The sequence below is a fragment of the Vibrio sinaloensis genome (assembly GCF_000808535.1).
GTDB classification, from domain to species: Bacteria; Pseudomonadota; Gammaproteobacteria; order Enterobacterales; family Vibrionaceae; genus Vibrio; species Vibrio sinaloensis_D.
Genome location: NZ_JWLV01000048.1, coordinates 26,670 through 53,273 on the forward strand (window position 1 = coordinate 26,670; position 26,604 = coordinate 53,273).

At 45.0% G+C, this 26,604-nt stretch carries 22 protein-coding genes; 12 read left to right on the forward strand and 10 right to left on the reverse strand.

What is annotated here, in order from left to right:
- Nucleotides 1–160: 160 nt before the first annotated feature.
- The 4 genes from epd to mscS all read left to right on the forward strand — a co-directional run bounded on the left by epd (nucleotide 161) and on the right by mscS (nucleotide 4,923).
- Complete coding sequence (gene epd / locus RJ47_RS18950; RefSeq protein ID WP_039486216.1) at nucleotides 161–1,186, forward strand: erythrose-4-phosphate dehydrogenase; 1,026 nt, start codon at nucleotides 161–163, stop codon at nucleotides 1,184–1,186.
- A gap of 151 nt (nucleotides 1,187–1,337) precedes the next feature.
- Nucleotides 1,338–2,498: a phosphoglycerate kinase gene (locus RJ47_RS18955; RefSeq protein WP_038137804.1), complete on the forward strand. Its 1,161-nt coding sequence runs from the start codon at nucleotides 1,338–1,340 to the stop codon at nucleotides 2,496–2,498.
- Nucleotides 2,499–2,651: 153 nt separating this feature from the next.
- Complete coding sequence (gene fbaA, locus RJ47_RS18960) at nucleotides 2,652–3,728, forward strand: class II fructose-bisphosphate aldolase (protein WP_005475220.1); 1,077 nt, start codon at nucleotides 2,652–2,654, stop codon at nucleotides 3,726–3,728.
- 328 nt (nucleotides 3,729–4,056) lie between these two features.
- A complete protein-coding gene (gene mscS, locus RJ47_RS18965) occupies nucleotides 4,057–4,923 on the forward strand; it encodes a small-conductance mechanosensitive channel MscS (RefSeq protein ID WP_005475169.1) in 867 nt (288 codons plus the stop codon).
- A 56-nt stretch (nucleotides 4,924–4,979) separates the two neighbouring features.
- On the opposite strand, the gene RJ47_RS18970 is transcribed toward mscS, so the two are convergent.
- Nucleotides 4,980–5,462, reverse strand: coding sequence for a YbaK/EbsC family protein (locus RJ47_RS18970; protein WP_005475217.1), 483 nt, complete (start codon nucleotides 5,460–5,462; stop codon nucleotides 4,980–4,982).
- A complete protein-coding gene (locus tag RJ47_RS18975; RefSeq protein WP_038137803.1) occupies nucleotides 5,455–6,096 on the reverse strand; it encodes a LysE/ArgO family amino acid transporter in 642 nt (213 codons plus the stop codon). The genes RJ47_RS18970 and RJ47_RS18975 overlap by 8 nt, the downstream gene beginning before the upstream one ends.
- 142 nt (nucleotides 6,097–6,238) lie before the next feature.
- On the opposite strand from RJ47_RS18975, the gene RJ47_RS18980 reads away from it, so the two are divergent.
- The 3 genes from RJ47_RS18980 to RJ47_RS18990 all read left to right on the forward strand — a co-directional run bounded on the left by RJ47_RS18980 (nucleotide 6,239) and on the right by RJ47_RS18990 (nucleotide 9,905).
- Nucleotides 6,239–7,135 (forward strand): LysR family transcriptional regulator ArgP, encoded by an 897-nt coding sequence (locus RJ47_RS18980; RefSeq protein WP_039486218.1) that lies wholly within the window; start codon nucleotides 6,239–6,241, stop codon nucleotides 7,133–7,135.
- Nucleotides 7,136–7,232: 97 nt separating this feature from the next.
- A complete protein-coding gene (locus tag RJ47_RS18985) occupies nucleotides 7,233–7,928 on the forward strand; it encodes an oxidative stress defense protein (RefSeq protein WP_039486220.1) in 696 nt (231 codons plus the stop codon).
- A 96-nt stretch (nucleotides 7,929–8,024) separates the two neighbouring features.
- Nucleotides 8,025–9,905, forward strand: coding sequence for a diguanylate cyclase (locus tag RJ47_RS18990; RefSeq protein WP_039486223.1), 1,881 nt, complete (start codon nucleotides 8,025–8,027; stop codon nucleotides 9,903–9,905).
- A 41-nt stretch (nucleotides 9,906–9,946) separates the two neighbouring features.
- Here the strand turns inward: RJ47_RS18990 and RJ47_RS18995 are convergent, their stop codons facing one another.
- Both RJ47_RS18995 and pykF read right to left on the reverse strand, forming a co-directional pair.
- Nucleotides 9,947–10,606, reverse strand: a complete 660-nt coding sequence (locus tag RJ47_RS18995) for a GntR family transcriptional regulator (RefSeq protein ID WP_072016656.1) — start codon at nucleotides 10,604–10,606, stop codon at nucleotides 9,947–9,949.
- 175 nt (nucleotides 10,607–10,781) lie between these two features.
- A complete protein-coding gene (gene pykF, locus RJ47_RS19000; RefSeq protein ID WP_038137789.1) occupies nucleotides 10,782–12,194 on the reverse strand; it encodes a pyruvate kinase PykF in 1,413 nt (470 codons plus the stop codon).
- Between the two features lie 432 nt (nucleotides 12,195–12,626).
- Between pykF and RJ47_RS19005 the strand changes: the two genes are divergently transcribed.
- Both RJ47_RS19005 and glmS read left to right on the forward strand, forming a co-directional pair.
- On the forward strand, nucleotides 12,627–13,388 hold the full coding sequence (locus RJ47_RS19005; protein ID WP_039486225.1) for a DeoR/GlpR family DNA-binding transcription regulator: 762 nt from the start codon (nucleotides 12,627–12,629) through the stop codon (nucleotides 13,386–13,388).
- Nucleotides 13,389–13,471: 83 nt separating this feature from the next.
- Nucleotides 13,472–15,304: a glutamine--fructose-6-phosphate transaminase (isomerizing) gene (gene glmS, locus RJ47_RS19010; protein WP_039486227.1), complete on the forward strand. Its 1,833-nt coding sequence runs from the start codon at nucleotides 13,472–13,474 to the stop codon at nucleotides 15,302–15,304.
- 146 nt (nucleotides 15,305–15,450) lie between these two features.
- Here the strand turns inward: glmS and RJ47_RS19015 are convergent, their stop codons facing one another.
- The 6 genes from RJ47_RS19015 to ispB form a co-directional block, all read right to left on the reverse strand.
- Nucleotides 15,451–15,981, reverse strand: coding sequence for an MltR family transcriptional regulator (locus RJ47_RS19015; RefSeq protein WP_005475233.1), 531 nt, complete (start codon nucleotides 15,979–15,981; stop codon nucleotides 15,451–15,453).
- 61 nt (nucleotides 15,982–16,042) lie between these two features.
- The gene (locus tag RJ47_RS19020) at nucleotides 16,043–17,191 is read right to left on the reverse strand and encodes a mannitol-1-phosphate 5-dehydrogenase (RefSeq protein ID WP_039486229.1); all 1,149 of its coding nucleotides are present in this window, start codon (nucleotides 17,189–17,191) and stop codon (nucleotides 16,043–16,045) included.
- A gap of 112 nt (nucleotides 17,192–17,303) precedes the next feature.
- Nucleotides 17,304–19,256, reverse strand: a complete 1,953-nt coding sequence (locus tag RJ47_RS19025; RefSeq protein ID WP_039486231.1) for a PTS mannitol transporter subunit IICBA — start codon at nucleotides 19,254–19,256, stop codon at nucleotides 17,304–17,306.
- A gap of 502 nt (nucleotides 19,257–19,758) precedes the next feature.
- Entirely contained in the window at nucleotides 19,759–20,838 is a 1,080-nt protein-coding gene (locus RJ47_RS19030; RefSeq protein ID WP_039486236.1) for a TRAP transporter substrate-binding protein, read from the reverse strand.
- Nucleotides 20,839–21,090: 252 nt separating this feature from the next.
- On the reverse strand, nucleotides 21,091–22,842 hold the full coding sequence (locus RJ47_RS19035; protein WP_039486238.1) for a lysophospholipid acyltransferase family protein: 1,752 nt from the start codon (nucleotides 22,840–22,842) through the stop codon (nucleotides 21,091–21,093).
- A 400-nt stretch (nucleotides 22,843–23,242) separates the two neighbouring features.
- Nucleotides 23,243–24,214 (reverse strand): octaprenyl diphosphate synthase, encoded by a 972-nt coding sequence (ispB, locus tag RJ47_RS19040; RefSeq protein ID WP_039486240.1) that lies wholly within the window; start codon nucleotides 24,212–24,214, stop codon nucleotides 23,243–23,245.
- 272 nt (nucleotides 24,215–24,486) lie between these two features.
- On the opposite strand from ispB, the gene rplU reads away from it, so the two are divergent.
- The 3 genes from rplU (at nucleotide 24,487) to cgtA (ending at nucleotide 26,542) form a co-directional block, all read left to right on the forward strand.
- Nucleotides 24,487–24,798, forward strand: a complete 312-nt coding sequence (gene rplU, locus RJ47_RS19045) for a 50S ribosomal protein L21 (RefSeq protein ID WP_008072988.1) — start codon at nucleotides 24,487–24,489, stop codon at nucleotides 24,796–24,798.
- A 20-nt stretch (nucleotides 24,799–24,818) separates the two neighbouring features.
- A complete protein-coding gene (rpmA, locus tag RJ47_RS19050) occupies nucleotides 24,819–25,076 on the forward strand; it encodes a 50S ribosomal protein L27 (RefSeq protein ID WP_004409945.1) in 258 nt (85 codons plus the stop codon).
- A gap of 293 nt (nucleotides 25,077–25,369) precedes the next feature.
- The gene (gene cgtA, locus RJ47_RS19055; protein ID WP_038191352.1) at nucleotides 25,370–26,542 is read left to right on the forward strand and encodes an Obg family GTPase CgtA; all 1,173 of its coding nucleotides are present in this window, start codon (nucleotides 25,370–25,372) and stop codon (nucleotides 26,540–26,542) included.
- Nucleotides 26,543–26,604: the final 62 nt, after the last annotated feature.

Below are 26,604 nucleotides of genomic sequence, written 5' to 3' on the forward strand. Positions count from 1 at the left end.
ACTAACGATCTTCAACAATTACGCTATCAATCGAGAGGTTGGTAGCGTTGCCTTGCATTTAATTTTCAAACTTATTGATCGCTTTAGCATTCTACTAATGCGCTTCGAGTGGCTATCGGTTACTATTTGTGACACGAAAATCATGTAAGGCGATGGAATCATGCTAAGAGTTGCGATCAATGGATTTGGACGTATCGGTCGTAATGTACTGCGGGCAGTATATGAAAGTGGCAAAAGCCAGCAGATTAAAGTCGTTGCAGTGAATGAGCTTGCTCAGCCAGATGCCATGGCGCACCTACTGCAATACGATACGAGCCACGGTCGATTCGGCAAGAAGGTGACCAACGATCAAGAGCATATCTATATTCATCATGACAGCGGAGAATTTGATTCTGTCCGCATTCTACATCTCAGTGTTATTGAGCTGCTGCCGTGGCGCGATCTAGAGGTCGATCTGGTCCTAGATTGCACTGGTGTTTTTGGCTCTCAAGCGGATGGCCAAGAGCACATCAAAGCGGGCGCAAAGAAAGTCCTATTTTCACACCCTGGGGCCAACGATCTCGACAATACCATTATCTATGGCGTGAACCACGATACGCTAAAAGCCGAACACAAAGTTGTCTCCAACGGTTCGTGTACCACCAACTGTATTGTCCCTATCATTAAAGCCCTTGATGACGCTTTTGAAATTGAGTCTGGCACCATTACTACGATTCACTCATCGATGAACGACCAACAAGTCATTGATGCGTACCACTCCGATTTGCGTCGAACACGTGCCGCCAGCCAGTCGATCATTCCTGTAGACACTAAGTTGCATAAAGGTATTGAAAGAATCTTCCCGAAATTTTCTAACAAATTTGAAGCGATTTCCGTGCGAGTACCAACGGTAAACGTCACGGCGATGGATTTAAGTGTCACAATTAATACAAATGTGAAAGTTAATGACGTAAATCAAACCATTGTTAACGCATCTCAGTGTACATTACAGGGCATTGTTGACTATACTGAAGCGCCGCTCGTTTCTATCGACTTTAATCATGATCCCCATAGCGCGATTGTCGATGGTACACAGACTCGAGTGAGCAATGGGCATTTAGTGAAAATGCTTGTTTGGTGTGATAACGAATGGGGCTTTGCGAACCGCATGCTGGATACTGCGCTCGCAATGCAAGCTGCAAAGTAAGCCGTAGTGCAGCGAGGAGAATTATTTATTTTCACCCTTGAAATAAATAAATGATGGCTCCATATCTGAACCAGTTTAAAGAATTAATAGGCTTGGCAGGGTTGCCGGGCTACTGAAAACTTTACTTATTGAATATTTGAGAGGACACATCATGTCTGTAATCAAGATGACTGACCTGGATCTAGCAGGTAAACGTGTATTTATCCGTGCGGACCTAAACGTACCTGTAAAAGAAGGCAAAGTGACTTCTGATGCACGTATCCTAGCATCTCTACCAACGATCAAGCACTGTCTAGAAGCTGGCGCTAAAGTTATGGTTACTTCTCACCTAGGTCGTCCAACTGAAGGTGAATACGCAGAAGAGTTCTCTCTACAACCTGTTGTTAACTACCTAAACGACGCACTAGATTGCGAAGTTAAACTAGCTAAAGATTACCTAGATGGCCTAGAGCTAAACACAGGTGAGCTAGTTGTTCTTGAAAACGTTCGCTTTAACAAAGGCGAGAAGAAGAACGAAGAAGAGCTATCTAAGAAATACGCTGCACTTTGTGACATCTTCGTAATGGATGCATTTGGTACGGCTCACCGTGCTCAAGCGTCTACTCACGGTGTTGGTATGAACGCGCCTGTTGCGTGTGCTGGTCCTCTTCTTGCTGCTGAACTAGAAGCACTAGGTAAAGCAATGGACAACCCAGAGCGTCCACTTGTTGCTATCGTTGGTGGTTCTAAAGTTTCTACTAAGCTAACCGTTCTAGAGTCTCTATCTAAAGTCGCTGACCAGCTAGTCGTTGGTGGTGGTATCGCGAACACATTTATCGCTGCAGCAGGCCACAACGTAGGTAAGTCTCTATACGAAGCTGACCTAGTTGAAACCGCTCAAAAACTAATGAAAGAGTGTTCTATCCCAGTTGCGACTGACGTTGCATGTGCGAAAGCATTCGACGAGAACGCTGAAGCTGAAATCAAGAACGTTGCTGACGTCGCTGACGACGACATGATCTTCGACCTAGGTCCAGACTCAACGGCAGCTCTAGCTGAAATCATCGCTAACGCTAAGACAATCCTATGGAACGGTCCTGTAGGCGTATTCGAATTCAAGAACTTCGAAGCGGGTACCAAAGGTATCTCTGAAGCGATCGCTAAGTCAGCAGGTTTCTCTGTAGCAGGTGGTGGTGACACGCTAGCGGCTATCGACCAATTCGGTATCAAAGCTGACGTTTCTTACATCTCTACTGGTGGTGGTGCATTCCTTGAATTCGTTGAAGGTAAAGTACTTCCAGCAGTTGCAATGCTTGAAGAGCGCGCTAAGTAATTAAGTGAAAGCGGGAGAGTGATTCTCCCGCTTTCTTGTTTGCTGCACATCACAGTTTTTTGCTAGAATAGCGCGAGTTGTGAGCAAACGTTTGCAAGAATTTAAACTTAACAAGTTTTATTTTTAAAACGACAGATAAATAGGATTAAATCCATGTCTAAGATCTTCGATTTCGTAAAACCAGGTGTTATCTCTGGCGACGACGTACAGAAAGTTTTTGAAGTTGCTAAAGAAAACAACTTCGCTCTACCAGCAGTTAACGTTGTAGGTACTGACTCTGTAAACGCAGTACTAGAAGCAGCAGCTAAAGTTAAAGCTCCAGTTGTTGTTCAGTTCTCTAACGGCGGTGCAGCTTTCTTCGCTGGTAAAGGCGTTAAACTTGAAGGTCAAGGTGCTCAAATCCTTGGTGCTGTAGCGGGTGCTAAATACGTTCACGCTGTAGCTGAAGCTTACGGTGTGCCAGTAATCCTACACACTGACCACGCAGCTAAGAAACTTCTTCCATGGATCGACGGTCTACTAGACGCTGGTGAAGAGTTCTTCGCTCAAACTGGTAAGCCTCTATTCTCTTCTCACATGCTAGACCTTTCTGAAGAGTCTCTAGAAGAGAACATCGAAACATGTGCTAAGTACCTAGAGCGCATGGCTAAGATGAACATGACAATCGAGATCGAACTTGGTTGTACTGGTGGTGAAGAAGACGGCGTAGATAACTCTCACATGGACGCATCTGAGCTTTACACTTCTCCTGAAGACGTTGCTTACGCATACGAGAAACTAAGCGCTGTTTCACACCGCTTCACTATCGCAGCATCTTTCGGTAACGTACACGGCGTTTACAAGCCAGGTAACGTTGTTCTAACTCCAACTATCCTACGTGATTCTCAAGCATACTGTGCAGAGAAGTTCGGTATCGCACCAAACGCTCTAAACTTCGTATTCCACGGTGGTTCTGGTTCTACTCAAGAAGAGATCCAAGAGTCTATCGGTTACGGTGTTATCAAGATGAACATCGATACTGATACACAGTGGGCAACTTGGGATGGTATCCGTAAGTACGAAGCGGAAAACCACGATTACCTACAAGGTCAAATCGGTAACCCAACTGGCGAAGACGCACCAAACAAGAAGTACTACGACCCACGCGTATGGCTACGTGCTGGTCAAGCTTCAATGGTTGCTCGTCTAGAGCAAGCTTTTGCTGACCTAAACGCAGTAGACGTACTATAAGTTAGTCGCTATTACGAATGATAAAAACCCGCTCATTGAGCGGGTTTTTTTATATCTGATACTTGGCTCGTTTATCTGAGTGAGTGATGTGAAAAATCTGGCTAAATGTAAATGCTTTGCGTAATCTGTAACAAGCCGATTTCAACATGTTTTGATAAACGTCTGTTTTTATTCTCTTTGCAAAAACTTGACTTTGAGAATGGTCAAAAATGAGATATTGTGCCAAAAAAATGGCATTGCTTGACCGGATGGATAAGCAAGCCGTGGTTAATTACTAATATAAAGCAGTTTGATTCATAGAATTATTACATTTTGAGAGGATACAAATATGGCAGGCGAATCAGCGGGAATTGAAGCTCCCCTAGTTGATGGATTAAGTCACGCAGAAAAATGGTTAACGACGAACTCTGATCTATTGGTTCAATACGGCGTAAACATCATTTCTGCCGTTCTGATTCTATTTATCGGTAACATGATCGTGAAAGCCGTAGCAAACAGTGTTGCTAAGGTTTTAGAAAAGAAAAATATGGATAAGGCGGTTGTCGAGTTTATCCATGGTCTTGTACGTTACTTGCTGTTTGTGATTGTTCTAATTGCAGCGCTGGGCCGCTTAGGTGTTCAAACCGCATCTGTTGTGGCAGTAATCGGTGCCGCCGGTCTTGCTGTTGGTCTTGCTCTTCAAGGCTCACTATCTAACTTTGCGGCGGGCGTACTTATTGTTGCTTTCCGTCCGTTTAAGTCAGGCGACTACGTTGAAATTGGTGGTGTAGCAGGCAGTGTTGAAGCGATTCAGATTTTCCAAACTGTATTGAAAACACCTGATAACAAAATGGTAGTTGTTCCAAATGGCAGCGTCATTGGCAGCCCTATCACGAACTATTCTCGTCACGAAACACGACGTGTCGATTTAATGATTGGGGTTTCTTACAATTCCGATCTACAGAAGACTAAAGAGCTGCTGACTAAGATTTGTCAGTCAGATGAGCGCGTATTGAAAGAGCCTGGCGTGCAAGTTGGTGTTCATACTCTTGCGGATTCTTCAGTTAACTTCGTTGTGCGCCCTTGGGTGAAAACGGCGGACTACTGGAATGTTTACTTTGATCTGATGCAAGCGATCAAAGAAGGCCTAGACAAAGAAGGCATCGAAATTCCGTTCCCGCAAATGGATGTTCACTTGAACAAAGTTGAAGCGTAATCACCGCTTAACACGATACAAAGCGAAGCCATTGGCTTCGCTTTTTTTGTACGTTTTTACAGCTCGAAGATTGGGTTGCTCAAGGCTGATAAAACAATCTTGAGATCGCTAGCAGAAATACCAAATGTGCATTCCGGGTGACCTGGTGTGTAGAGAAGCTGTTCGAATTCATACAGTCGACGGTCAACCACGATTGGGATCTCTGCGGGCAAACCGAAGGGACAGACGGCACCAGCAACACAACCTGTTGCTTCACTCATTGCCTCATTACTTACAATCGATGGGCGTTTGCCTAGTAATGCTTTGATACCCTTGCTGTCCAACCGACTGTCTTTGTCTGTCAAGAACAGAGCGAAGCCAGCTCCTTTGAGTTGCAAGAACAGGCTTTTGGTGTGTGTCCCTGTCCATCCTAGCTCTTTAGCGACTCTCTCGTCTGTGGTGAAATCAAGAATTGGCTCGTGATGCCACTCTTGGTATTCAACGTTTAGCTTTCCCAGCAATGTCTTATTAAACAGATAAATTTCTTCGAGTTTATTCATGAATTACCCAACCAAACATAGTGAACAGCTCGAGCGCCAACATCAGCGCAATCGCATACATCATAATAGCAACCGCGATATCAATACCTTGCTTGACTCGAGGTTGTGATAACACTGGGCCTAATTTAGCGGCACCAATAGACAGCGAGTAGAACCAAACGAGTGAAGCCATCATCGTTCCTAGAGCAAAGGAAATGCGATCTTGGCCTTCAAACTGACCACCAATCGAACCCAGAATGACAACGGTGTCGAGATATAAGTGAGGGTTTAATACCGTCACGGCGAGTGCACCGAGAATCACGGCACGCTTTCCCCGAAGTGTTTGATTTTCTTTTGTTTCATTGGACTGAGTGCTAAAAGCACTTTTCAATGATAGGGAGCCATAAAGGGTTAAAAAAGCGATACCCCCCAGTGTAACTAGCATCAGTAGCGTCTCGTTTTTGGACAACAGTGCGCCGCCACCAAAAATACCCAACGAGATAAAAACGATATCAAGCAAACTGCAAATACTTGCTGTTGTTAAATGATGTTGTCGTTTTATTCCTTGGTTAAGCACGTAGGCATTTTGTGCGCCTATAGGAATGATCATGCTTGCACCCAGTCCAAACCCTTGCAAAATCAACCAAACATTCACCGCTATTACTCCATGTTAATTGTGTCTATCACCTAATGGGTAAAGTATTCAAACTTGGAAAATTAGTAAAATTAATGATTTTAACTTTACATAAGTAGTGCTAATAATTGTGTTTTGAACAGCTGCTAAGTAAGGGAATGTTTTGCGAGGTTTAGATTACAAATGGATTGAAGCGTTAGAAATGGTGGCCAGTCGTGGCAGTTTTGAGCGCGCGGCGAGCGAGCTATACATCTCTCAATCAGCGGTTTCGCAGCGTATTAAACAGTTGGAAAAGTTTCTTGCAAAGCCAGTGCTGATTCGTGAGAAGCCGTTGAGATTGACCACAACGGGTAAGAAACTGCTGGGTTTTTATCATCGTGTTCAAGTGCTTGAACGCGAGCTGTTGCCTGAGTTGACTAACCAAGATAGCGAACGCCCAATTCAAGTCTCCATCGCGACCAATGCTGACAGCCTAGCGACTTGGCTGCTTCCCGCGTTAACGCCCATCATGAAACAGCGCAAAGTCGAGTTTAACCTGTCCGTGGATCTTGAAGATCGCACCTTAGAGAAGGTAAGGAAAGGGGAAGTAACAGGAGCGATAAGTTGGGAAGAAAGCGCGCTCAAAGGGTGCGAAAGCCATTATTTGGGCAAAATGGATTACGTTTGTGTCGCCAACCCTGCGTTTGCGCAGCAGTACTTTCGAGAGGGCGTCACCCGAAAGGCTTTAGAATGCGCTCCAGCAGTGTCGTATGATCAATACGATCAAATGCATCGCCAGTTTCTTCAACAGCACTTTAATCTTTCTCCAGAAGCAATTGTTCATCACCGTGTAGCCAGCTCTGAAGCTTTTGTGAATCTTGCTCTACTCGGGGTTGCCTATTGTTTAATCCCCCGTCTGCAAATCAGCGACGAGTTAGCGCAAGGGCGGTTGGTAGACTTAATGCCAGGGTTCCAGCTGAGCTTTAAAATTTATTGGCACCACTGGCAGTTAGAGAGCGGGGTTTTACAACAAGTGACCCAAGCTATTCTCGAATACTGCCATGGCAAGCTGCCAAAATAGTTTGGGTTAAATCTTTGTCAGAACGGAGCTGTTCGCTTGGTCAAACCTTGTTCCTTACCTATGATGTAGTCAGTTAATCCGATAGGGCAATTTTAGTATGAAAGTGATTCCTTCCGTTGTTGCGCTTCTTTCATTGGCAACGTTAAGCACAAGCGTGTTGGCGAATACGCCAGATTTTCCTCATCTTGTGACCACAGGTTACGGTGAGGTCGTTGCTAAACCCGATATGGCTCAGTTCACTACTAGAGTCGTGGAAACCACTATGACGGCTGAGCAGTCCAAACAAGCCGTTGATAAAGTGGTTTCCGACTTCCTTACGGCACTCAAAGCACAAGGCGTTGAAGGAGAGAGTATTACTAGCTCCAACCTCTATATTTCTCCCCAATACCACTACCCAAAAAATGGTAAACCCGAGTTGGTCGGTTACCGCGCGAGTCGCACGATCAATGTGACAGTGAATGATCTGGATAAGTTGAATCAGTACTTAGATACGGCTCTAAATGCAGGTATTAATCAGGTCGACAATATCCAACTTCAAGTCAAAGACCCGGGCAAATATCAAGATCAAGCCAGAATGGCAGCGATCAAAGATGCCAATAATAAGGCAGACTTTCTCGCTGAAGGGTTTGATAAAGAGATCAAAGGGGTCTGGCGTATTGATTACAACATGCCAAGCTCTCAGCCAGTATTAATGCGATCGATGGCGATGGACGCAAAAACGGAGTCCAATACCTATCAAGACTCAACCATTGTGATTCGCGATAGAGTTGATGTTATTTATCAGCTGGACTGATTGCACCAATAGTTTAGGTGTGGCAGCCCCAAACTTTAACCCACACTCTGGTAAGTGGTATACTGATCAGCCAAATGATTAGGAGTAGTGGTATCAATGCGTCGTAAATATGTTTTCTCGTATTTATTAGCCACTACGCTTACATTTACGGTGATAGTAACCACTTACTACTTACAAAAGTTTTATCAGCTAAAAGATCAAGTTATTGATCAAACTGCAAGGCAAGCGGCTCATCAGCTCGCATATAGTGAGCGTGAATATCTCTCTTTCCGCAGTCAATTCCTTTCCATTATTGAGCTGCTTTCTCACAGTCGAAACCTTTACGATTACGTGCAGGATCCTTCCAATGAAAACAAACGTGTAGTGGAAGAAGTGTGGCGCTCTGTTGCCTTGAATCAGCGCTGGTACACTCAGATTCGCTATGTCGATTTGCAGGGCAACGAGCAAGTACAAATTAACTACTACCAAGGAAATGAACAGGTAGAAGTCGCTGAAACACTGTATAACGTATCGCAGCGGGACTATTTTCAGTTTGCTTCGCAGCTAAAAGAGAACCAAGTTGGGGCATCAGAAATCGATCTGCAACGTGAAGGCGGCAACATCAGCGTGCCTTATCAACCGACGTTGAGGTTGTTCACTCCCGTATTTGTCGATGGGGTGAAATATGGCTATTTGGTGGTCAATATTGATGTTTGGTATCTGGCTTCGCGGCTTAACTACTCACCTGATGAAATTTTCAGACCTGAACTGATTGGTGAGAACGGCTTTTATCTTGCTAGTGGGAATCAGAGCAAGCTCTTTGGGGATTTAATAGAAAGCAGGCAACACTACAATTTAGCTAAAGAGCTGCCAACGGCTTGGAGTGCCATGAAGGAGCAACCTTCAGGTCATTTGATCGAGAATGGTACCTTAGTGGTTTACAACGGCATTTCATTGACCCCGCACCAGAAGCTCTACTTAGTGATCCAAATGGGGCCAGAACAGATCGAAGCCTTGACCAAACGTGACGTCAGTGAGCTTGTTCAGCAAGCCATCTTGGTTGTCCTTTTGATGCTGGCTTTTGTTGTGCCTGCGACTTGGTTGGTGATGCACTACCGAAAGCGCAGTATTGAAAGTCAACTTGCGAGAGCCGCACTCAGTGGGATGTCTGCTGTGATCATCTCTGACAGAAATCACCGTACCATAATGGTTAACGATGAGTTTGTGCAGTTGACAGGATTAGCTCACTCTTCGGTTACCTCTAAAAATACCTTGGCTAAACTGCTCGGCGATAAACAACTCGAGTTGATGTTAGAGATATTTGAGCACGTTGCTCGTGACCATTACTGGCAAGGCGAAGTGCTCTTTTCAAAACCCAATAGCGACGAAGAGGTGACCGCAATACTCAGAATTCAGAGCGTGTTGTCAAAGTCTGGTCGCGTGAGTTACTACATTAGCTCATTGGTTGATATTACCGAGCGTAAGAAGCTTGAAGAGCGGCTGCGAATTCTGAGTGAAAAAGATGAACTCACCCAACTTTGGAACCGACGCAAATTTGAATCTGAGCTGAGTAAATACGCGAAGTTGGTTGACCGCTATCCTCGCCAGACGACATGTTTAGCGCTGCTGGATATCGACCACTTCAAGCGTGTTAATGATCAGCAAGGTCATGATGAAGGCGATCGCGTAATCAAACGCGTCGGCGTTATTTTGCAAGACACGCTGCGAGATACTGACTTCGTTGCGCGAATTGGTGGCGAGGAGTTTGCGGTGATCTTACCGCATACCAGTCTTGCTGAAGCCGAAATGGCATTGAATCGACTGCGTGTTGCCGTTGAGATTGCACCGGACCTTTCTGTCACGATCAGTGCAGGGGTGACGGATTTGCTTGCGGACAGAACGCGCAGTTATAAGTGTGCCGATATCGCGCTTTACGAATCTAAGACGTTGGGACGTAATTTGGTCTCTGTTTGTAGCTCGTCAGAAGAAGTGGCATAAAAAATCGAGCTGAAGTGCTCGATTTTTTATAGTTGATTTGATTACGCAGCTTGCTCAATCGCACCTTGAATATGTGACATTGAGCGATTTAGATGATGCTCAAACACTTCCGTTGCTTTTTGAGTTTCTTTAGAAAGTACCAGCTTCATGATGCTTTCGTATTCATCGATGTTGAACATCTCTGAGCTTGAACCATTGGCCAACGCAAAATAGCGATAGCGTTTGATTTGATTGATTAGATCAGTGAAAAAGTTCAGCATTTGCTTCGAAGTCGCCCCTTCAAGTAACGAAACATGGAATTGATGCTGACGTTCCTCCCATTCAGACCAATCAAAGGTTTCTTGTACGTTTTTGATGCGAGAAAGTTTATGGAAAGAGGTCAAGACTTGCAGCTCCCAGTTCTCATCACCATGTTCAATCGCCTGCTTTAATAGCGCCGCCGCGACAAAACGTAGGCTTTGGTAGAGGTCGGTTAGCTCTTCGACGGTCACGGCCGCAACCCAACAACCTTTTTGAGGTTCAAGGTTGACGTAGTTACTCCAAGATAACTGAACTAAGGCTTCACGGATAGGAGATGCGCCAACGTTGTACTTGGCTTTGAGGTCTGCAACGACGAGTTTTTGTCCAGGTTTAAGTTCACCGCTTAAAATATCCAGATAAATCATCTTAGCGACTTTATCTGTCAATGTTGGGCTAGGCACAATCCAATCCTCACTCACTGATAATACTGATATACAACTAATTCCATTTAACGGTATGAAGTACCGCTGGGTGAATTTGATGATACAGCGTACCGAATATAGGAGCAAGCAGAATATATAAAAAAAAGAGGGCGTTAGCCCTCTTTTTATCAAATGGTAAGAAAGTACTAGATTCTTATAGAACGTGTACTGACGCTGTGTTTGTAGTGCCTGAAGCAACTAGAGCACCAGAAACCATAACCACGATATCGCCTTTTTTACCTAGACCAGATTCTAGAGCAAGTTCTTTACCTGCTACGTAGAATGCGTCAGTGCTGTCGATTGACTCAACAACTACTGGAGTAACACCTTTAGTTAGAACTAGCTGCGCAGCCGTCTTAGTGTTAGTTGTTAGTGCTAGGATGTTTGCTGTTGGGAAGTACTTACGTACTGAACGTGCAGACTTACCACCTTCAGTTGCAACAACGATAAGTGGAGCAGCTAGTTTCTCAGCTGTGTCTACTGCGCCTTTACATACTGCTTCAGTGATGCGTAGACGTGGGCTGTCTAGACGAGAACCTAGCTCAGCTTTTAGAGCTGAATCAGTACGGTTCGCGATTTGAGCCATGATAGTTACTGCTTCAACTGGGTACTTACCTTTAGCAGTTTCACCAGAAAGCATTACTGCGTCAGTACCGTCCATTACTGCGTTAGCAACGTCGCCTGCTTCCGCACGAGTAGGACGTGGGTTGTTGATCATAGAATCAAGCATTTGAGTTGCAGTGATAACCATCTTACGTGCACGGTTACACTTCTCGATCATCATCTTCTGAGCAAAGATTACTTCTTCAGCTGGGATTTCAACACCTAGGTCACCACGAGCAACCATGATGCCGTCAGAAAGCTCTAGGATCTCGTCGAAGTTATCAACACCTTCTTGGTTTTCGATCTTAGAGATGATGTGGATGTTCTCGCCGCCGTTTGCAGCAAGTACTTCACGGATTTCTTGAACGTCAGAAGCTTTACGGATGAAAGAAGCTGCTACGAAGTCAACGCCTTGCTCACAACCGAATTTAAGGTCGTTCTTATCTTTTTCAGATAGTGCAGGTAGGTTTACAGAAACGCCAGGAAGGTTAACACCTTTGTTTTCGCCTAGAGCACCGTTGTTAAGAACTTTACATTTAACTTCAGTGTCAGTTGTTGCGATCACTTCCATTTCGATTAGACCGTCGTCTACTAGGATAGTGTTACCAACGTTTAGGTCAGCCGCAAAGCCAGCGTAAGTTACAGCAACTTTGTCTTTGTTACCCACAACTGAGATGTCAGTTGTGAATGTGAATTCTTGACCAGCTACTAGATCAACGTCGTCGCCGTTTTCTAGTTTGATCGTACGGATTTCAGGACCTTTAGTGTCTAGAAGGATTGCAAGTTGCTTACCAGACTCTTCCATCACTTTGCGGAAGTTCGCGATACGAGTGCCGTGCTCTTCGTAGTCACCGTGAGAGAAGTTCAGGCGCATTACGTTCATGCCTGCGTTTACTAGCTCAGTTAGCTTCTCTACAGATTCAGTTTTAGGGCCAATCGTACATACGATTTTGGTCTTTTTCATGGAAGATACTCTCCGGTCAATAATAGTTACAATTTGAAAGTTGTTAATCTTGTGGAAGTCTCAACAGTTTACCGAGCATTTTGTGCCTGCTTTTTACAGGTAAACCGACAAAATTCATGTGACTTCAAAACTGAAAGTCTTTCACCAAGTTTAGTCATTTTCTGACCAATCTGGTGCGCTATTATTCAGCATTTATGTGACTAACCTAGGATATACGCAGTTAGTTGCAAAAAAATAACGTTCAATTCTGTAATTTTTTTTCTTTTAGGTGGCGCATTCTACCACCGAATGATTTCAATATCACTGCTTAAGAATTGTCTTAGGACAAGGTTTTATCGCTATTTATTAATTTTTTGGATCGAAATAAATGGACTTAAATCTTTCGACTTGACTATAATAACTTTCACTTCGAAACTTTAAAGTAATCAATAAATGTCGAAACGAAACACTCAGCTAAGAAGACACGCGATTTCCAATTTGGTGAATGAGAAAGGTGAGGTCAGTGTTGAAGAGCTATCGGTTCAGTTTTCAACTTCTGAAGTCACGATACGAAAGGATCTTGCTTCTCTTGAAAAAAATGGTCAGTTGCTGCGTCGTTACGGTGGCGCGATTGCATTACTAAAAGAAGTGGTCAACGACGAATTGAGCCAACATGTTTCGATTCGTAAGAATGAACTTGCTGAAGCAGCCGCTAAATTGATCCGTGAACACAATCGCATAGTAATCGATAGTGGCAGCACGACGGGGGCATTGATTAAGCAACTCGATGGAATGCGTGGCCTTGTGGTGATGACCAATTCGCTCACCGTGGCAAATGCGCTGAATGAACTCGAGAGTGAGCCCACTTTGCTGATGACTGGCGGAACATGGGATGCGCACTCGGAGTCGTTTCAGGGGCAAGTCGCCGAATCTGTTCTAAGATCGTATGACTTCGACCAACTCTTTATTGGGGCTGATGGCGTTGACTTGGAGCGTGGTACTACGACCTTTAATGAGTTAGTCGGCTTAAGCAAAGTGATGGCAGAAGTGTCACGAGAAGTCATTGTTATGGTCGAATCTGAAAAGATCGGCCGAAAGATCCCCAACTTGGAACTGGCTTGGGACAGCGTCGATATTTTAATTACTAACAAAGATTTAGAACCAGAATCTAAGCAAGTTATTGAGTCGCATGGCGTCACAGTGATTTGCGCTTAAAGCAAAAATTATCAACAAATATTAACCGATCCGCTTTTGGCTTTGCTTGTTGCCACTCGGAAAATTAAATTGGAGTTACCATTATGTGTGGAATCGTCGGTGCTGTTGCACAACGAGATGTCGCTGAAATTTTAGTAGAAGGATTACGTCGCTTAGAGTACCGCGGTTATGATTCGGCAGGGGTTGCGATCGTTGATAACGAATCGAACCTAACGCGTGTTCGTCGCCTTGGTAAAGTACAAGAGCTCGCGGATGCCGTCGATTCAGCGCAAGTTGTGGGTGGAACAGGTATTGCTCACACGCGCTGGGCAACACACGGCGAACCTTCAGAAGTGAACGCACACCCACACATGTCAGGTGACATCGCAGTGGTACATAACGGCATCATCGAAAACCACGAAGAGCTACGTGAATTGCTGCAATCTCGCGGTTACGTATTTGAATCTCAAACCGATACGGAAGTTATCGCTCACATGGTTGAGTGGGAACTTCGCACGTCAGAAACACTGCTTGAAGCGGTACAAAAAACAGCAAAACAACTGGAAGGCGCATACGGCACGGTAGCGCTGGATCGTAACGATCCTTCACGCATCGTCGTGGCGCGATCAGGTAGCCCAATCGTTATTGGCTTTGGTGTGGGTGAAAACTTCCTCGCGTCTGACCAACTTGCGCTACTTAACGTAACACGCCGTTTCATGTACCTAGAAGAAGGTGATGTTGCTGAGATCACTCGTCGTGACGTAACGGTATTTGATGCAACAGGTGAGCGCGTAGAACGTGAAATCACAGAATCAAACGCTGAGCACGATGCGGGTGACAAAGGCCAATACCGTCACTTCATGCAGAAAGAGATCTACGAGCAACCAACGGCGCTGATCAACACCATGGAAGGTCGTATTACGGCGGATTCTGTTGTTACTGAAGCCATTGGTGTGAACGCGACAGAAATTCTAAGCAAAGTGGAACACGTACAGATCGTGGCATGTGGTACGTCTTACAATGCAGGTATGACAGCACGTTACTGGTTCGAAGATATTGCAGGCGTAAGCTGTGACGTAGAAATCGCGTCTGAATTCCGTTACCGCAAATTTGTGACGCGTCCAAACAGTCTATTGATCACGCTTTCTCAATCTGGTGAAACCGCCGATACGTTAGCAGCCCTTCGCCTAGCAAAAGAGAAAGGTTACATGGCGGCAATGACCATCTGTAACGTAGCGGGCTCTTCTTTGGTTCGTGAATCTGATTTCGCATTTATGACCCGTGCAGGTGTGGAAATCGGTGTGGCATCAACTAAAGCGTTCACCACTCAGCTTTCTGCGCTACTGATGCTGGTAACTGCTCTTGGTAAGCAACAAAACCGCATCAGCAAGGAGAAAGAAAAAGAGATCGTAGAGGCACTTCACGCTCTACCGAAGCAAATCAACGCAGCGCTCTCTTTCGAAAAAGAAATCGAAGCACTCGCACCGGACTTTGCTGATAAACATCACACACTATTCCTAGGTCGTGGTGAGTTCTACCCAATCGCGATGGAAGCGTCTCTAAAACTGAAAGAGATCTCTTACATTCACGCAGAAGCGTACGCAGCGGGTGAACTGAAACACGGTCCTTTAGCGTTGATCGATGCAGATATGCCCGTAGTGGTTGTTGCACCAAGCAACGATCTTCTAGAGAAGCTGAAATCAAACGTTGAAGAAGTACGTGCGCGTGGCGGTCTGCTTTACGTATTCGCAGACGCGGACGCAGGTTTCGAAGGCGATGAGACTATGAAGATCATCACTATGCCACACGTTAGTGAAATCACAGCAGCGATCTACTACACCATCCCAATGCAGCTACTGTCTTACTACGTAGCATTGATCAAAGGTACTGACGTAGACCAACCTCGTAACCTAGCGAAAGCGGTAACGGTAGAGTAATCGCGATATAACTCGATTCAGCCGAGGCTTTGTCCTCGGCTTTTTTGTCTCTGGGGAAAATGAATCAAGTGCTTAGGAGATATGTTTTAGGTTATTGACTGCTGTGATTTATCGGTTTACTAGAGGCGTTGCGATAGGAAGTAGCGTTAGAATGGGCTCTCTTTGTTGAGTTCGTTACAAATCTCAACAATCGCAAGTGAGAGCCCTGATTTTATGATCTGCTGCTGTCGTTGCAGTTGAAGTTGATAAAACTCGAGGTCAATGTCGTCGTCAGGTTCGGTCACTTCCAACTGAACCATTCCCATTTTACTTGCCAAGTTGAGCTTCTTAATCGGTTCTAACACGTTTGGATCGGTGAATTCATAATCGGAGGTATCACTGTTTAACGTGTTCTTTATTTTGATTATGTCTTCGATGTCGTGATAAACCTGGTTGGGAAGTACCCCTAAACCAAAAAGTAGTTTTAGGCGGACAGAAAGATCACCAAGTGGACCTGTGTCATGGAGTAATGGACCAACCACAGATTGCACAGCGAAGTTATCTTTTTGGAATATTCTCTGCATTAATGCGTCGATCGACTCATTAAATACGTCAACGGTAGCGATAAAAAAACCGCGTACCGAAGGGGCGCTATTTAATCGTTCGATAATCTCGGTTTCATTGATAGTGTCTACCATATACTGAACTAAATTGCTGTTAGTGAGGGAGGAGTCCGCAAACCCCTCCTTGAATGTTTTATTATAATGTTTCGAAAATGGATTCGATTTTTGCCACTTCGAGACTCTCTTCCGCTAGCCCAGTGTATTTTGCTAGCGTCTGCTTCACACCCACTTCTTTTAATGAGGTTTGCAGTTCTACTGCTTGTGGGTCGGTGTCGTTAGTGTACTTCAACGCAGCGGCAATGCCTTTCAAAAGTGTTTGATTTTCAGTGCCATACTCAATTGTACCGAGTAACGGCTTCACTAATCTATCGTTTGCACCTAATTTGCGAATTGGTTGACGGCCGACACGGTCAACTTCATCAACTAAGAATGGGTTAGCGAAACGACCTAGGATCTTTTCGATGTACGCATTGTGCATGTCGCGATCAAAGCCGTAGCGTTTGATCAGTACTTCTCCGCTTTCTTGCATCGCCTGTTTTACTTCAGCGTGAATGCTTGGATCTTCAATCGCTTCACGAATGGTGCGATGCCCTTTCAAGCAACCTAGGTAAGCGGTAATGCAGTGACCTGTATTGAGCGTGAACAGCTTGCGTTCGACAAACGCCATTAGGTTGTTGGTTTTTTCCATGCCTGCGATGTCAGGGATTTCGCCCTTGAATTGCTGCTCATCCACAATCCATTCGCTAAAGCTTTCTACCGTCACTTCTAGTGGGTCATCGTTCGCCGCTTCTGCTGGTGGTACGATGCGGTCTACTGCTGAATCGACAAAGCCAACCAACTCGTCTGCTTTTGCGTGCAATGATTCATCTAAGTGTTTGTACACTTCACCTTTTAGGTGTGTGGTGCCACGAACCATGTTTTCACACGCGATGATGTTTAATGGTTTTTCGTTGCCTGCCGCAAAGCGTTTTGCTATGCCGGTAGCGATGGTTTTCGCAATGATGTCCAGTACGTTAGGACCCACTGCTGTTGTTACCAAATCGGTTTTTACAATGCGGTCGATGACATCTTCGCTAGCGGAATTAACAGCGGTGACGTGAGTTACTGTGTCGATTTGGCACTCAGTACCGACCACTTTTACTTTGTATTCTTGTTTGTGGCTAAGTTGATCAACCAGTGGAGCATCAACGTCTGCAAATGTCACCTCGACTTCTGCGTCTGCTAAGAGTTTACCGATGAAACCGCGACCGATGTTACCTGCACCAAAATGAACTGCGTTTTTCATAATTCTTACCTACCAATATCTGAAAATGTTGACTTACGAAACTAGGGTGAGGCCAACCGCATAGGGGGTGACAGCTGACCTCATTTGCCTCAGGAGCAAATTAAAGGAGTAATTAAGCCGCTTGCTGGCCGCCAAGGATGTTCAGAATCTCTTCCACATCGTTGGTGCTGGTTAGCTTTTCAATCGACTCCGGCTCATCGAGCGCGTTGGTAATGGTGGTAATCACCTGGATGTGCTCATCGTTCTTAGCGGCAATGCCGATAACCAGTTTCGCTACATCATCGTCGTCTTCAGTAAATTGGATACCCGATGGGTATTGGCAGATTACAATGCCGGTTTTCTTCACGCGGTCTTTCGCTTCTACTGTACCGTGAGGCACTGCGATAGATTCGCCTAGGTAAGTAGGAACCAATGCTTCACGTTCAAACATCGCGTCTACGTATTCTGGTTCTGCGTAGCCAAGTTCAACCAATTTGTTGCCTGCAAAGCGAATGGCTTCTTCTTTGTTGGCTGCTTTCAAACCTAGGTGAATGTTCTCACGCTGGATTTGGAATACCGATGGTTGTTGTGGCTCAAAGCTGTCGTCGTTCGCCGCCATGACGGACACTTTTACCATCTGGTCGTCATTGGCTGCGGATTGGTTTTGTGCTGCTAGTAGTTTGGTGACTAGCTGGTTGTACATTTCGCTGTCTAGGAAGTTCGTCAATGAAATGTGGTGTGCGTTTGGAGCATGCTTGCGTGCACGATCCGTTAAGTCTTTATGAGTAATCACGATATCTGCACTCTCTGGTAAGCTGTTAATGGCAAGGTTGGTTACGTGGATGTTCAGACCTGCGTCTTGAACCTTTTTGCGTAGCATGCTCGCGCCCATTGCACTCGAGCCCATGCCCGCATCACAAGCGACAATGATGCTTTGTACTGTCGCTAGATCTACGTCACCTTTGCTTTGGCTGTTTACCACCGCATCGTTTTTAGATGCAGATTTCATGTCTTTCATTTGTGATGTTGCTTTCTCTAGTGCAGCTTCATCACCGTCTTCTTCTATTGACGTTTGTGTCTTCATTAGCAGTGCTGCTACGGCGAATGACACGCCTGTTGCTGCAGCGATAGACGCTAGAACACCAACGATTGAACCTTTCTGAGTCATCAACAAGATAGCGAAGATTGAACCTGGTGATGCTGGAGAAACGATACCTGCGTTAAACATTGTTAGAACGAATACGCCAGTCATACCACCTGCAATAGCTGCAAGGATTAGGCGAGGGTTCATTAGGATGTATGGGAAGTAAATCTCGTGGATACCGCCGAAGAAGTGGATGATTGATGCACCACCTGCAGTTTGACGAGCTGTACCCTTACCAAACACCATGTACGCTAGAAGGATACCTAGACCAGGACCTGGGTTTGCTTCGATTAGGAAGAAGATCGATTGACCAGCTTCAGACGCTTGCTGAATACCCAGTGGAGAGAAGATACCGTGGTTGATCGCGTTATTTAGGAACAGGATCTTCGCTGGCTCAACAAAAATAGAGGTTAAAGGCAGTAAGTGCGCTGACACCAGGAAGTTTACGCCAGCAGCCAAGCCGCCAGATAACACTTTGACAAATGGTCCGATAAAGAAGAAAGCGAGGATCGCACACGCCATACCGATGATGCCGGCAGAGAAGTTGTTGACCAACATTTCAAAGCCGCTTTTTACTTTACCGTCGATGTAGTTATCGAATTTCTTGATCGCCCAGCCGCCCATCGGACCAACCATCATCGCGCCCATAAACATTGGGATGTCGGTACCGACAATCACACCCATTGTTGTAATTGCACCGACGACCGCCCCACGATCGCCACCAACTAACTTACCACCGGTGTAACCGATAAGTAGTGGCAGCAAGTAGGTAATCATAGGACCAACCATAGAAGCTAACGTTTCGTTAGGTAGCCATCCAGTTGGGATAAATAGAGCAGTGATAAAGCCCCACGCGATAAACGCGCCGATGTTAGGCATTACCATGTTAGATAGAAAACGACCAAAATTTTGTATCTTGATCTTAGCATCTGGTGATATCATAACAGTTCCCCGTTCGATGTTCTGATGAATATTGTAGTAGTACGGTTCGCCAAAACCGCTTGATTGCTTAGTTCTCAATCAATTTACCACACAAATTCATTCTGGAACTGACGACGGGTTTTTTGTGATCACTACCTCGTAAACACCTACCTCCAACGTATTTCTTCGTGATTTTCATCTCGTTTTTACAACGTAATTTTAATACAAATTTTAAATTTCAAATTTGTCAATAAAAATTAAACAACCAATGTCTCGTTTTTGTGGTTTTAAAATTCAAACTAATGGTGATCTAAATCACCTTTATTGTTTTTGTTTTTATCGAATAAACTTAAAGTGAGGTTTTTATCACGTTTCACCGTGGTGCTATCTAAATGTGCATTGTGATCTATGTCTTATTTTGTTGTTTTGTGAAATTTAGCAACATAAATGGATGACGTAAGTGAGGTTGGATAATCTGATGTGCTGGTTGAAAAATGGCAAGGTTGCCCTTGCCATTTATTCGCTAGTTAGCCTCAAGATACGCTTTTGAAGAAATATCGGTCCAAGCGCGTACTTTTGTTAGGTATTGCTTTTGGGACTCTATGATCTCTTTGGCGAGAGCGTCATTGTTCGCTTGCTCTTCGAGTAACTCAGCGGTGGCTGTTTGCATCGCTTTGAGTACTTCTGGTGGGAAGTCTCGAACCTTGATGTCAGGGTATTCAGCGCTCATGGTTGCCCAGCTGTTTGCATTGGCATCGACGGCTTGAGTGTACATATCAAATGCAGCGACGCGGAACGCGGTTTCTAAGATCGTTTGCAGATCTTTTGGTAAGGAATCCCATTTCTTTTTGTTTACTAGGAATTGGGTTTCCGAACCAGGCTCATGCCAAGCGGTATAGTAGTACGGAGCGATTTTTTGAAAGCCCATACGTAAATCGAATGCAGGACCTACCCACTCTAGAGCGTCAATGGTCCCACGTTCCAATGAGGTGTACAGCTCACCAGGGGCAATATTCGTTGGCGCAGCACCGACTTTTGCCATCACTTCTCCTGCAAACCCCGGGATACGGATTTTTAGCCCTTTCAGATCATCGACTGAGTTGATCTCTTTTTTAAACCATCCACCCATTTGAATATCGGAGTTACCCCCAGGGAAAGAGAGCAAGTTATGTGGAGCGTAGACTTTTTCCATCAATTCCATACCGCCTCCGCGGTAGAACCAAGCGTACTGCTCCGTTGAAATCATGCCAAATGGCATAGAAGAGAAGTATAGGGTGTTGGGTACTTTGCCCTTCCAGTAATAAGAGCTGGAATGCCCCAAGTCGTATTGGCCAGATTTAACCATGTCAAAAATACCCAGAGGGGCTTTATGTTTATTGGCAGAATCGATGCGAATTTGCAGGCGTCCATTGGACATCTCTTCTGCCAGCTTCGCCATGTTTTTTGTCGCATCGCCCAAGATAGGGGTATTTGGTCCCCATGTTTCGGCAAGTTTTAGGCGGTAGACTTTATCGGCGGCAAAACTAGCAAATGAGGCGGACGCTAAAGAGAGCGTGGCGGCGCCTATTAGCAACGGACGGAGGAATTTTTGTTTTGGCAGCATGACTTTACGACTTCCTTGTTGTTGTGTTTATCATCAAAGGCTAGCTTTTCCTTTGGTGAATTTTTCGTCAATCTAATTTTGTTCTACTGAGCCGCTGCTAGATAAGATAAGGTACCGCGTTGGAAACACTTCATGGTGAGAGTGCATAGTGGTAAGTGATGGTTGTGCAATATATGAGCAGAAATAGAGGCACTAAAAGAAGATTATCTTGATAGTAAAAGTGCTGCATAGGTCACGCAGCACTGAGCATGGTTAGCGTTCGGCGTGATAAGAGAGATATTGCTGAGCGTGTTGAACTCCCATGTACCGTGCTAAGGTTTTTACTGGAACATCTCTAAGATCGACCATGATCAAACCGTCTAGCGCATTGTTGAAGGCGGGATCGACGTTGAAAGCGATCAGCTTTCCATTCAATCCAAGGTATTGGCGCAGTAAAACCGGCACGCCTTTACCCTCATCCATACGTGAAATCACTTTCGAGAGTAATTGAATATCACCTAAAGCAGTCAGCATGGAAGTATTCCAGTGATGACTCTTTGTCGGGAGTGGATTTGAGGGCGTAACAAATTCGGCAACGTCAGAGTTGTAATAATGCAGCGTCATGGTTTCTGCTAGCAGTTGCCTTGCTTGTTCACTGTAGTCGTTGCTGATGCTGACTGGACCAAATAGGTGAGTGTAGTGAGGGTTGCGCTGAACAAAAGTGGCGATGCCTTTCCAGAGCAACAATAGGGGAGCCATGGTTTTTTGGTAGTGTTCATCGATTACAGAGCGCCCCATTTCAATCGCCGGGCCCATACTTTCAATAAAGGGGTGGTCAAACTGGAAGAGTGTTTTCGAATACAGTGTAGATAACCCACCTTTTTCAATGAGTTTACCGACAAGTCCGAGTCTGTATGCACCAACCAAGCGTTGGTGTTGTTTATCCCAAATAAACAGCTGTAAGTAGTCGCGATCAAACTCATCAAGATCAATGCTGCGGCCTGTGCCTTCTCCAACTTTCCTGAAATTGGCTTCACGTAAACGGCCAATTTCATGCATCAGCGCGGGGATTTCGTCAGATCGGCAGCAATATACATCAAAGTCGCCGCTAGATAGTAAATGGTGATCTTCATGCAGACGTGCAAGATCATTTAATCGATCCGCTAGAGGCAGTGGTTGAGCAATGGGTTCAATCGGCGTTTGTTGCTGATGTCGGGCAGAGGTCGATGGGCTTTGAAGCACATAGGTATTAAGACGCAAATATTGGGTCATTTGATCATCGCTGAGCCCTTTGAGTTCTCTATATTGAATCGCATTGCCCAGCGAGATGTTGATGCATTGCTCCCGTTTGTTGAGCAGCTCACGCCCTAACATCAAAGTTCTTAGCAGTGGGTGAACTTTGCCAGCGACATAAAAACGTTTCGAGTTTTGACCATCGATAAAAACCGGAACGGCGGTGGCTGAGGACTTTCGAATCAGGCGACTGACCGATCGGCTCCATTGCTTGTCTTCTAGATACGCTTCTTTGCTGTTGATGAGTTGAGAAACTTCGCCTGCTGGGAATAACAAGAGGAGTCCACCTTGTTCTAGGTGTTGGTGAGCATGGCGAAGCGCCTTCAAATTGGCCTGTTTAGCGGTATTGCCCTCAAACACATCGACGCCAATGAATAATTCGTCTAGCTCAGGTACGGTTTTAAGATGGTGGTTGGCGAGAATTTGAACATCAGGTCGTACTTGCAACAAAAGCTCAGCAAGGATAACGCCTTCCACACAGCCTAGTGGGTGGTTAGCGACCACGACGGTTGCGCCCGATGATGGAATGTTTCCAAGCCCACCTTTTATGACTTGGTAGTCGATCCCTAACACTTCTAAAGTAAAGCGGAGAAATGCTTGAGTGGAGCAGCCTGCTGGACGTTGGGTATAAAACTTATCTAACTGAGACAGGCCAGTAGCCCACTCGGTAAACTGTTCGCCTAAGCGGAATGGTGTTTTTTGAGGGAGACGAAAAGGGCTCGAAACTTCCATATATCCTCACAGATGATTGAGTTCTGTAGAAGAGGTTATGAGGATGTTGTGACAGGGAAGCTTCAACTTAGTGAGTTCTGAATGACATTCAGGTGACAGTTGAATGACACTTAACTCTATTGCGGTAATGTTGGTGAGCGAAAATGTAACGATGATTATTTAATTTTATTAAAAAATATATCGCTCACAAAATATACTAATTTTGCATCTAAACCAAAGTTTCATTGCTAATGTGTCTAGGCGGGTAGGGCTATCGAACCGAGATGAGCGATAGACTCCTATGGAAGATAGCCAGTCAATTTACCTTCGCAATTGCTGATCTGGAATACCTCACCTTAAGAGGTAAAACGGGAACCTAAGGTTCCCGTTGTTGTATCTGCTGTTTTTAGACACTGCACGCTTAACTGGTTCGGTGAACCGCCATATGTGCGAGTGTGACTAGCGCTTGCTTATACTCAGACTCTTCAAGCACGCGAAGCTCTGCAATGGCTTTGTCCGCTTCTTGGTAAGCTTTTTGGCGTGTGTACTCTAACGAGCCAGTCTCTTCCATGGCCGCTAGAATCTCAGTGAGTTTTTCCATGCCGTTCGCTTTTTCAATCGCTTCACGAATCATGGCAACTTGCGCGTCATTACCATGACGCATCGCGTACAGCAGAGGCAGAGTCGGTTTACCTTCTGCAAGATCATCGCCGACATTTTTCCCCATTTCTTCTCCGTCTGACGTGTAGTCCATAACGTCGTCAATGAGCTGGAATGCCGTGCCTAAATATTTGCCGTAGTTTTGTAGGGCAGTCTCCACTTCTTCAGGTGCGTCATTAAGAATCGCACCGATCTGTGTCGCGGCTTCAAACAGACGTGCCGTTTTTGAATAGATCACGTCCATATAGATCTCTTCAGTTGTGTCAGGATCGTTGCAGTTCATTAACTGCTGAACTTCACCTTCTGCAATCACGTTAACAGCATCACTCATGAGCTTAAGGATCTTCATGGATCCTAGCTCTGTCATCATCTGAAAAGAGCGTGTGTAGATAAAATCGCCAACTAATACGCTAGCAGCATTACCAAATGCCGCATTTGCGGTTGCTTTACCGCGGCGCATGTCAGATTCATCAACGACATCATCGTGCAATAGCGTCGCCGTATGAATGAACTCAATAAAGGCTGCCGCCGTTGTATGAGCGTTTCCTTGATAACCCAAAGCGCGAGCAGATAATACTGCTAACAATGGACGTATGCGCTTACCACCACCACTAATGATGTAAAAACCTAATTGGTTGATTAAAGATACGTCTGAGTTGAGTTGGGCGTGAATTGTTTCATTCACTTTTGCCATGTCATCGGCAGTTAGCGCTTGGATAGCTTTAAAATCCATGGTAAATCCGGCTGAAGTTAGAACTTGTAAGGTCTTCTTATCTGCTTTAATCGCTGAATAATACACTAAAAAACGTTGATTAATACATGCTTAACGGGCATGATTGCCGCACTTTTAATTGGCGAACAGCTTTTCGCCAATTTTTTCAAAATATGGCTTGTCATAGGGAGATCTCTTCTGTAGAATCTGCGCCCTATTGATGATTAGTTTAGCGCACACCCAAGATGCTCATTTAATATGCATATGGCTGTGCGGAAAAAGCGGAGTAAGATATGTACGCTGTTTTCCAATCTGGTGGTAAACAACACCGTGTAAGCGAAGGTCAAACTCTTCGTTTAGAGAAATTAGACGTTGAAACTGGTGCAACTGTAGAATTTGATAAAGTTCTTCTTGTTGCTAACGGCGAAGATGTTAAAGTTGGCGCTCCTCTAGTAGAGGGCGGTAAAGTAGTTGCTGAAGTTGTACAACACGGTCGTGGCGATAAAGTTAAAATCGTTAAGTTCCGTCGTCGTAAGCACTCTCGTAAGCAACAAGGTCACCGTCAGTGGTTCACGGAAGTGAAAATCACTGGTATCAACGCTTAATCGATTAGGAGAGTTTAACAATGGCACACAAAAAAGCTGGTGGTTCTACTCGTAACGGCCGCGATTCAGAAAGCAAACGTCTAGGTGTTAAGCGTTTCGGTGGTGAGTCTGTTCTTGCAGGTAACATCATCGTTCGTCAACGTGGTACTAAGTTCCACGCTGGTACTAACGTTGGTATCGGTAAAGACCACACTCTATTCGCTCTTACTGAAGGTAAAGTGAAGTTCGAAGTGAAAGGTCCTAAAAACCGTAAATTCGTTAGCATCGAAGCTGAGTAATTAAACCCAGTTTAATTTATTCATTAGCTTTCAAGCTGAATTCAAAAGCCCTGCCGATTCGGCGGGGTTTTTTATTTATGGCGACTTGAGTTTGCCAACATTGCGGAATGAATACTAAGGCACTCTGGTAAAGAGTCCCTTCATATTTGTTCCAGTAGCAGAACATTACAGATCTAAGGTGATCAGTCTGAGATTGGAATCTGCTAGAATTTGTATCATTCACTTCACTTGGTGGAGTTTGAGATGATATTTGCAACGCAGCTATGACACATAGCAAAAGGGCGGAGTAAGAGATGAAATTCGTTGATGAAGCGGTAGTAAAAGTTCAAGCCGGTGATGGCGGTAACGGTGTAGTGAGTTTCTGGCGAGAGAAATTCGTTGCGAAAGGTGGCCCTGATGGTGGTGATGGTGGCGATGGCGGCGATGTATACATCCAAGCTGACGAAAACCTAAATACCTTGATCGATTACCGTTTCCAACGCTTCTATGAAGCAGAACGTGGTGAAAACGGTCGTGGCGGTAACTGTACAGGTAAGCGCGGCAAAGACAATGTATTGCGTGTTCCAGTTGGTACACGTGCAGTTGATATCCATACCAATGAAATCGTTGCGGAAGTGGCGGAACATGGTAAGAAAGTGATGATCGCGAAAGGCGGTTGGCATGGTCTGGGTAACACGCGTTTTAAATCGTCAGTAAACCGAGCGCCACGTCAAAAGACGCTAGGTACTAAAGGTGAAATCCGTGAGATTCGCTTAGAGCTACTGCTACTTGCTGATGTGGGCATGCTAGGCCTACCGAATGCGGGTAAGTCGACATTTATTCGAGCGGTGTCTGCGGCGAAACCAAAAGTTGCTGATTACCCGTTTACAACACTTATCCCGAGCCTAGGGGTAGTGAGTGTGGTCCCTGAGAAGAGCTTTGTCGTTGCGGATATTCCAGGCTTGATTGAAGGCGCTGCGGACGGTGCTGGACTTGGTATTCGCTTCTTGAAGCACCTAGAACGTTGTCGAGTGCTTCTACATATGATCGACATTATGCCGATTGATCAATCTGATCCTGTTCAGAATGCATTGACGATCATTGATGAGCTTGAGCAGTACAGTGAAAAACTGGCTGATAAACCACGTTGGTTGATCTTCAATAAAGTCGATCTGATGCCAGAAGAAGAAGCTAACGAAGTAATCCAAAATATTCTTGATGCACTTGGTTGGGAAGAGGATTACTACAAGATTTCAGCGGTGAATCGTCAAGGTACTAAAGAGCTTTGTTATAAGCTGGCTGACTTTATGGAAAATCTACCTCGTGAAGAAGAAGAGCTTTCGGAAGAAGAGAAAGTTGACTTCATGTGGGATGATTACCACAAAGATGCGATGGCTGGTAAAGACGTGATCACTGAAGATGATGACGACTGGGATGATTGGGACGACGAGGAAGATGACGGCCACGTTGTCTACGTTCGTGACTAATCAGTGAAACTATATCTAAGCCGCAATGACTATTGCGGCTTTTTTGTGTCTAAATCAAATCA

Excerpts from the sequence above, each read along its gene's own strand:
- rplU (WP_008072988.1), top strand. The coding sequence starts at position 24,487 with ATGTACGCTGTTTTCCAATCTGGTGGTAAACAACACCGTGTAAGCGAA.
- RJ47_RS19030 (WP_039486236.1), bottom strand. The coding sequence starts at position 20,838 with ATGCTGCCAAAACAAAAATTCCTCCGTCCGTTGCTAATAGGCGCCGCC.
- rpmA (WP_004409945.1), top strand. The coding sequence starts at position 24,819 with ATGGCACACAAAAAAGCTGGTGGTTCTACTCGTAACGGCCGCGATTCA.
- glmS (WP_039486227.1), top strand. The coding sequence starts at position 13,472 with ATGTGTGGAATCGTCGGTGCTGTTGCACAACGAGATGTCGCTGAAATT.
- RJ47_RS19035 (WP_039486238.1), bottom strand. The coding sequence starts at position 22,842 with ATGGAAGTTTCGAGCCCTTTTCGTCTCCCTCAAAAAACACCATTCCGC.
- mscS (WP_005475169.1), top strand. The coding sequence starts at position 4,057 with ATGGCAGGCGAATCAGCGGGAATTGAAGCTCCCCTAGTTGATGGATTA.
- epd (WP_039486216.1), top strand. The coding sequence starts at position 161 with ATGCTAAGAGTTGCGATCAATGGATTTGGACGTATCGGTCGTAATGTA.
- RJ47_RS18985 (WP_039486220.1), top strand. The coding sequence starts at position 7,233 with ATGAAAGTGATTCCTTCCGTTGTTGCGCTTCTTTCATTGGCAACGTTA.
- RJ47_RS18970 (WP_005475217.1), bottom strand. The coding sequence starts at position 5,462 with ATGAATAAACTCGAAGAAATTTATCTGTTTAATAAGACATTGCTGGGA.
- RJ47_RS18990 (WP_039486223.1), top strand. The coding sequence starts at position 8,025 with ATGCGTCGTAAATATGTTTTCTCGTATTTATTAGCCACTACGCTTACA.
- RJ47_RS19005 (WP_039486225.1), top strand. The coding sequence starts at position 12,627 with ATGTCGAAACGAAACACTCAGCTAAGAAGACACGCGATTTCCAATTTG.
- fbaA (WP_005475220.1), top strand. The coding sequence starts at position 2,652 with ATGTCTAAGATCTTCGATTTCGTAAAACCAGGTGTTATCTCTGGCGAC.
- RJ47_RS19025 (WP_039486231.1), bottom strand. The coding sequence starts at position 19,256 with ATGATATCACCAGATGCTAAGATCAAGATACAAAATTTTGGTCGTTTT.
- RJ47_RS18955 (WP_038137804.1), top strand. The coding sequence starts at position 1,338 with ATGTCTGTAATCAAGATGACTGACCTGGATCTAGCAGGTAAACGTGTA.
- RJ47_RS19015 (WP_005475233.1), bottom strand. The coding sequence starts at position 15,981 with ATGGTAGACACTATCAATGAAACCGAGATTATCGAACGATTAAATAGC.
- pykF (WP_038137789.1), bottom strand. The coding sequence starts at position 12,194 with ATGAAAAAGACCAAAATCGTATGTACGATTGGCCCTAAAACTGAATCT.
- ispB (WP_039486240.1), bottom strand. The coding sequence starts at position 24,214 with ATGGATTTTAAAGCTATCCAAGCGCTAACTGCCGATGACATGGCAAAA.
- cgtA (WP_038191352.1), top strand. The coding sequence starts at position 25,370 with ATGAAATTCGTTGATGAAGCGGTAGTAAAAGTTCAAGCCGGTGATGGC.
- RJ47_RS19020 (WP_039486229.1), bottom strand. The coding sequence starts at position 17,191 with ATGAAAAACGCAGTTCATTTTGGTGCAGGTAACATCGGTCGCGGTTTC.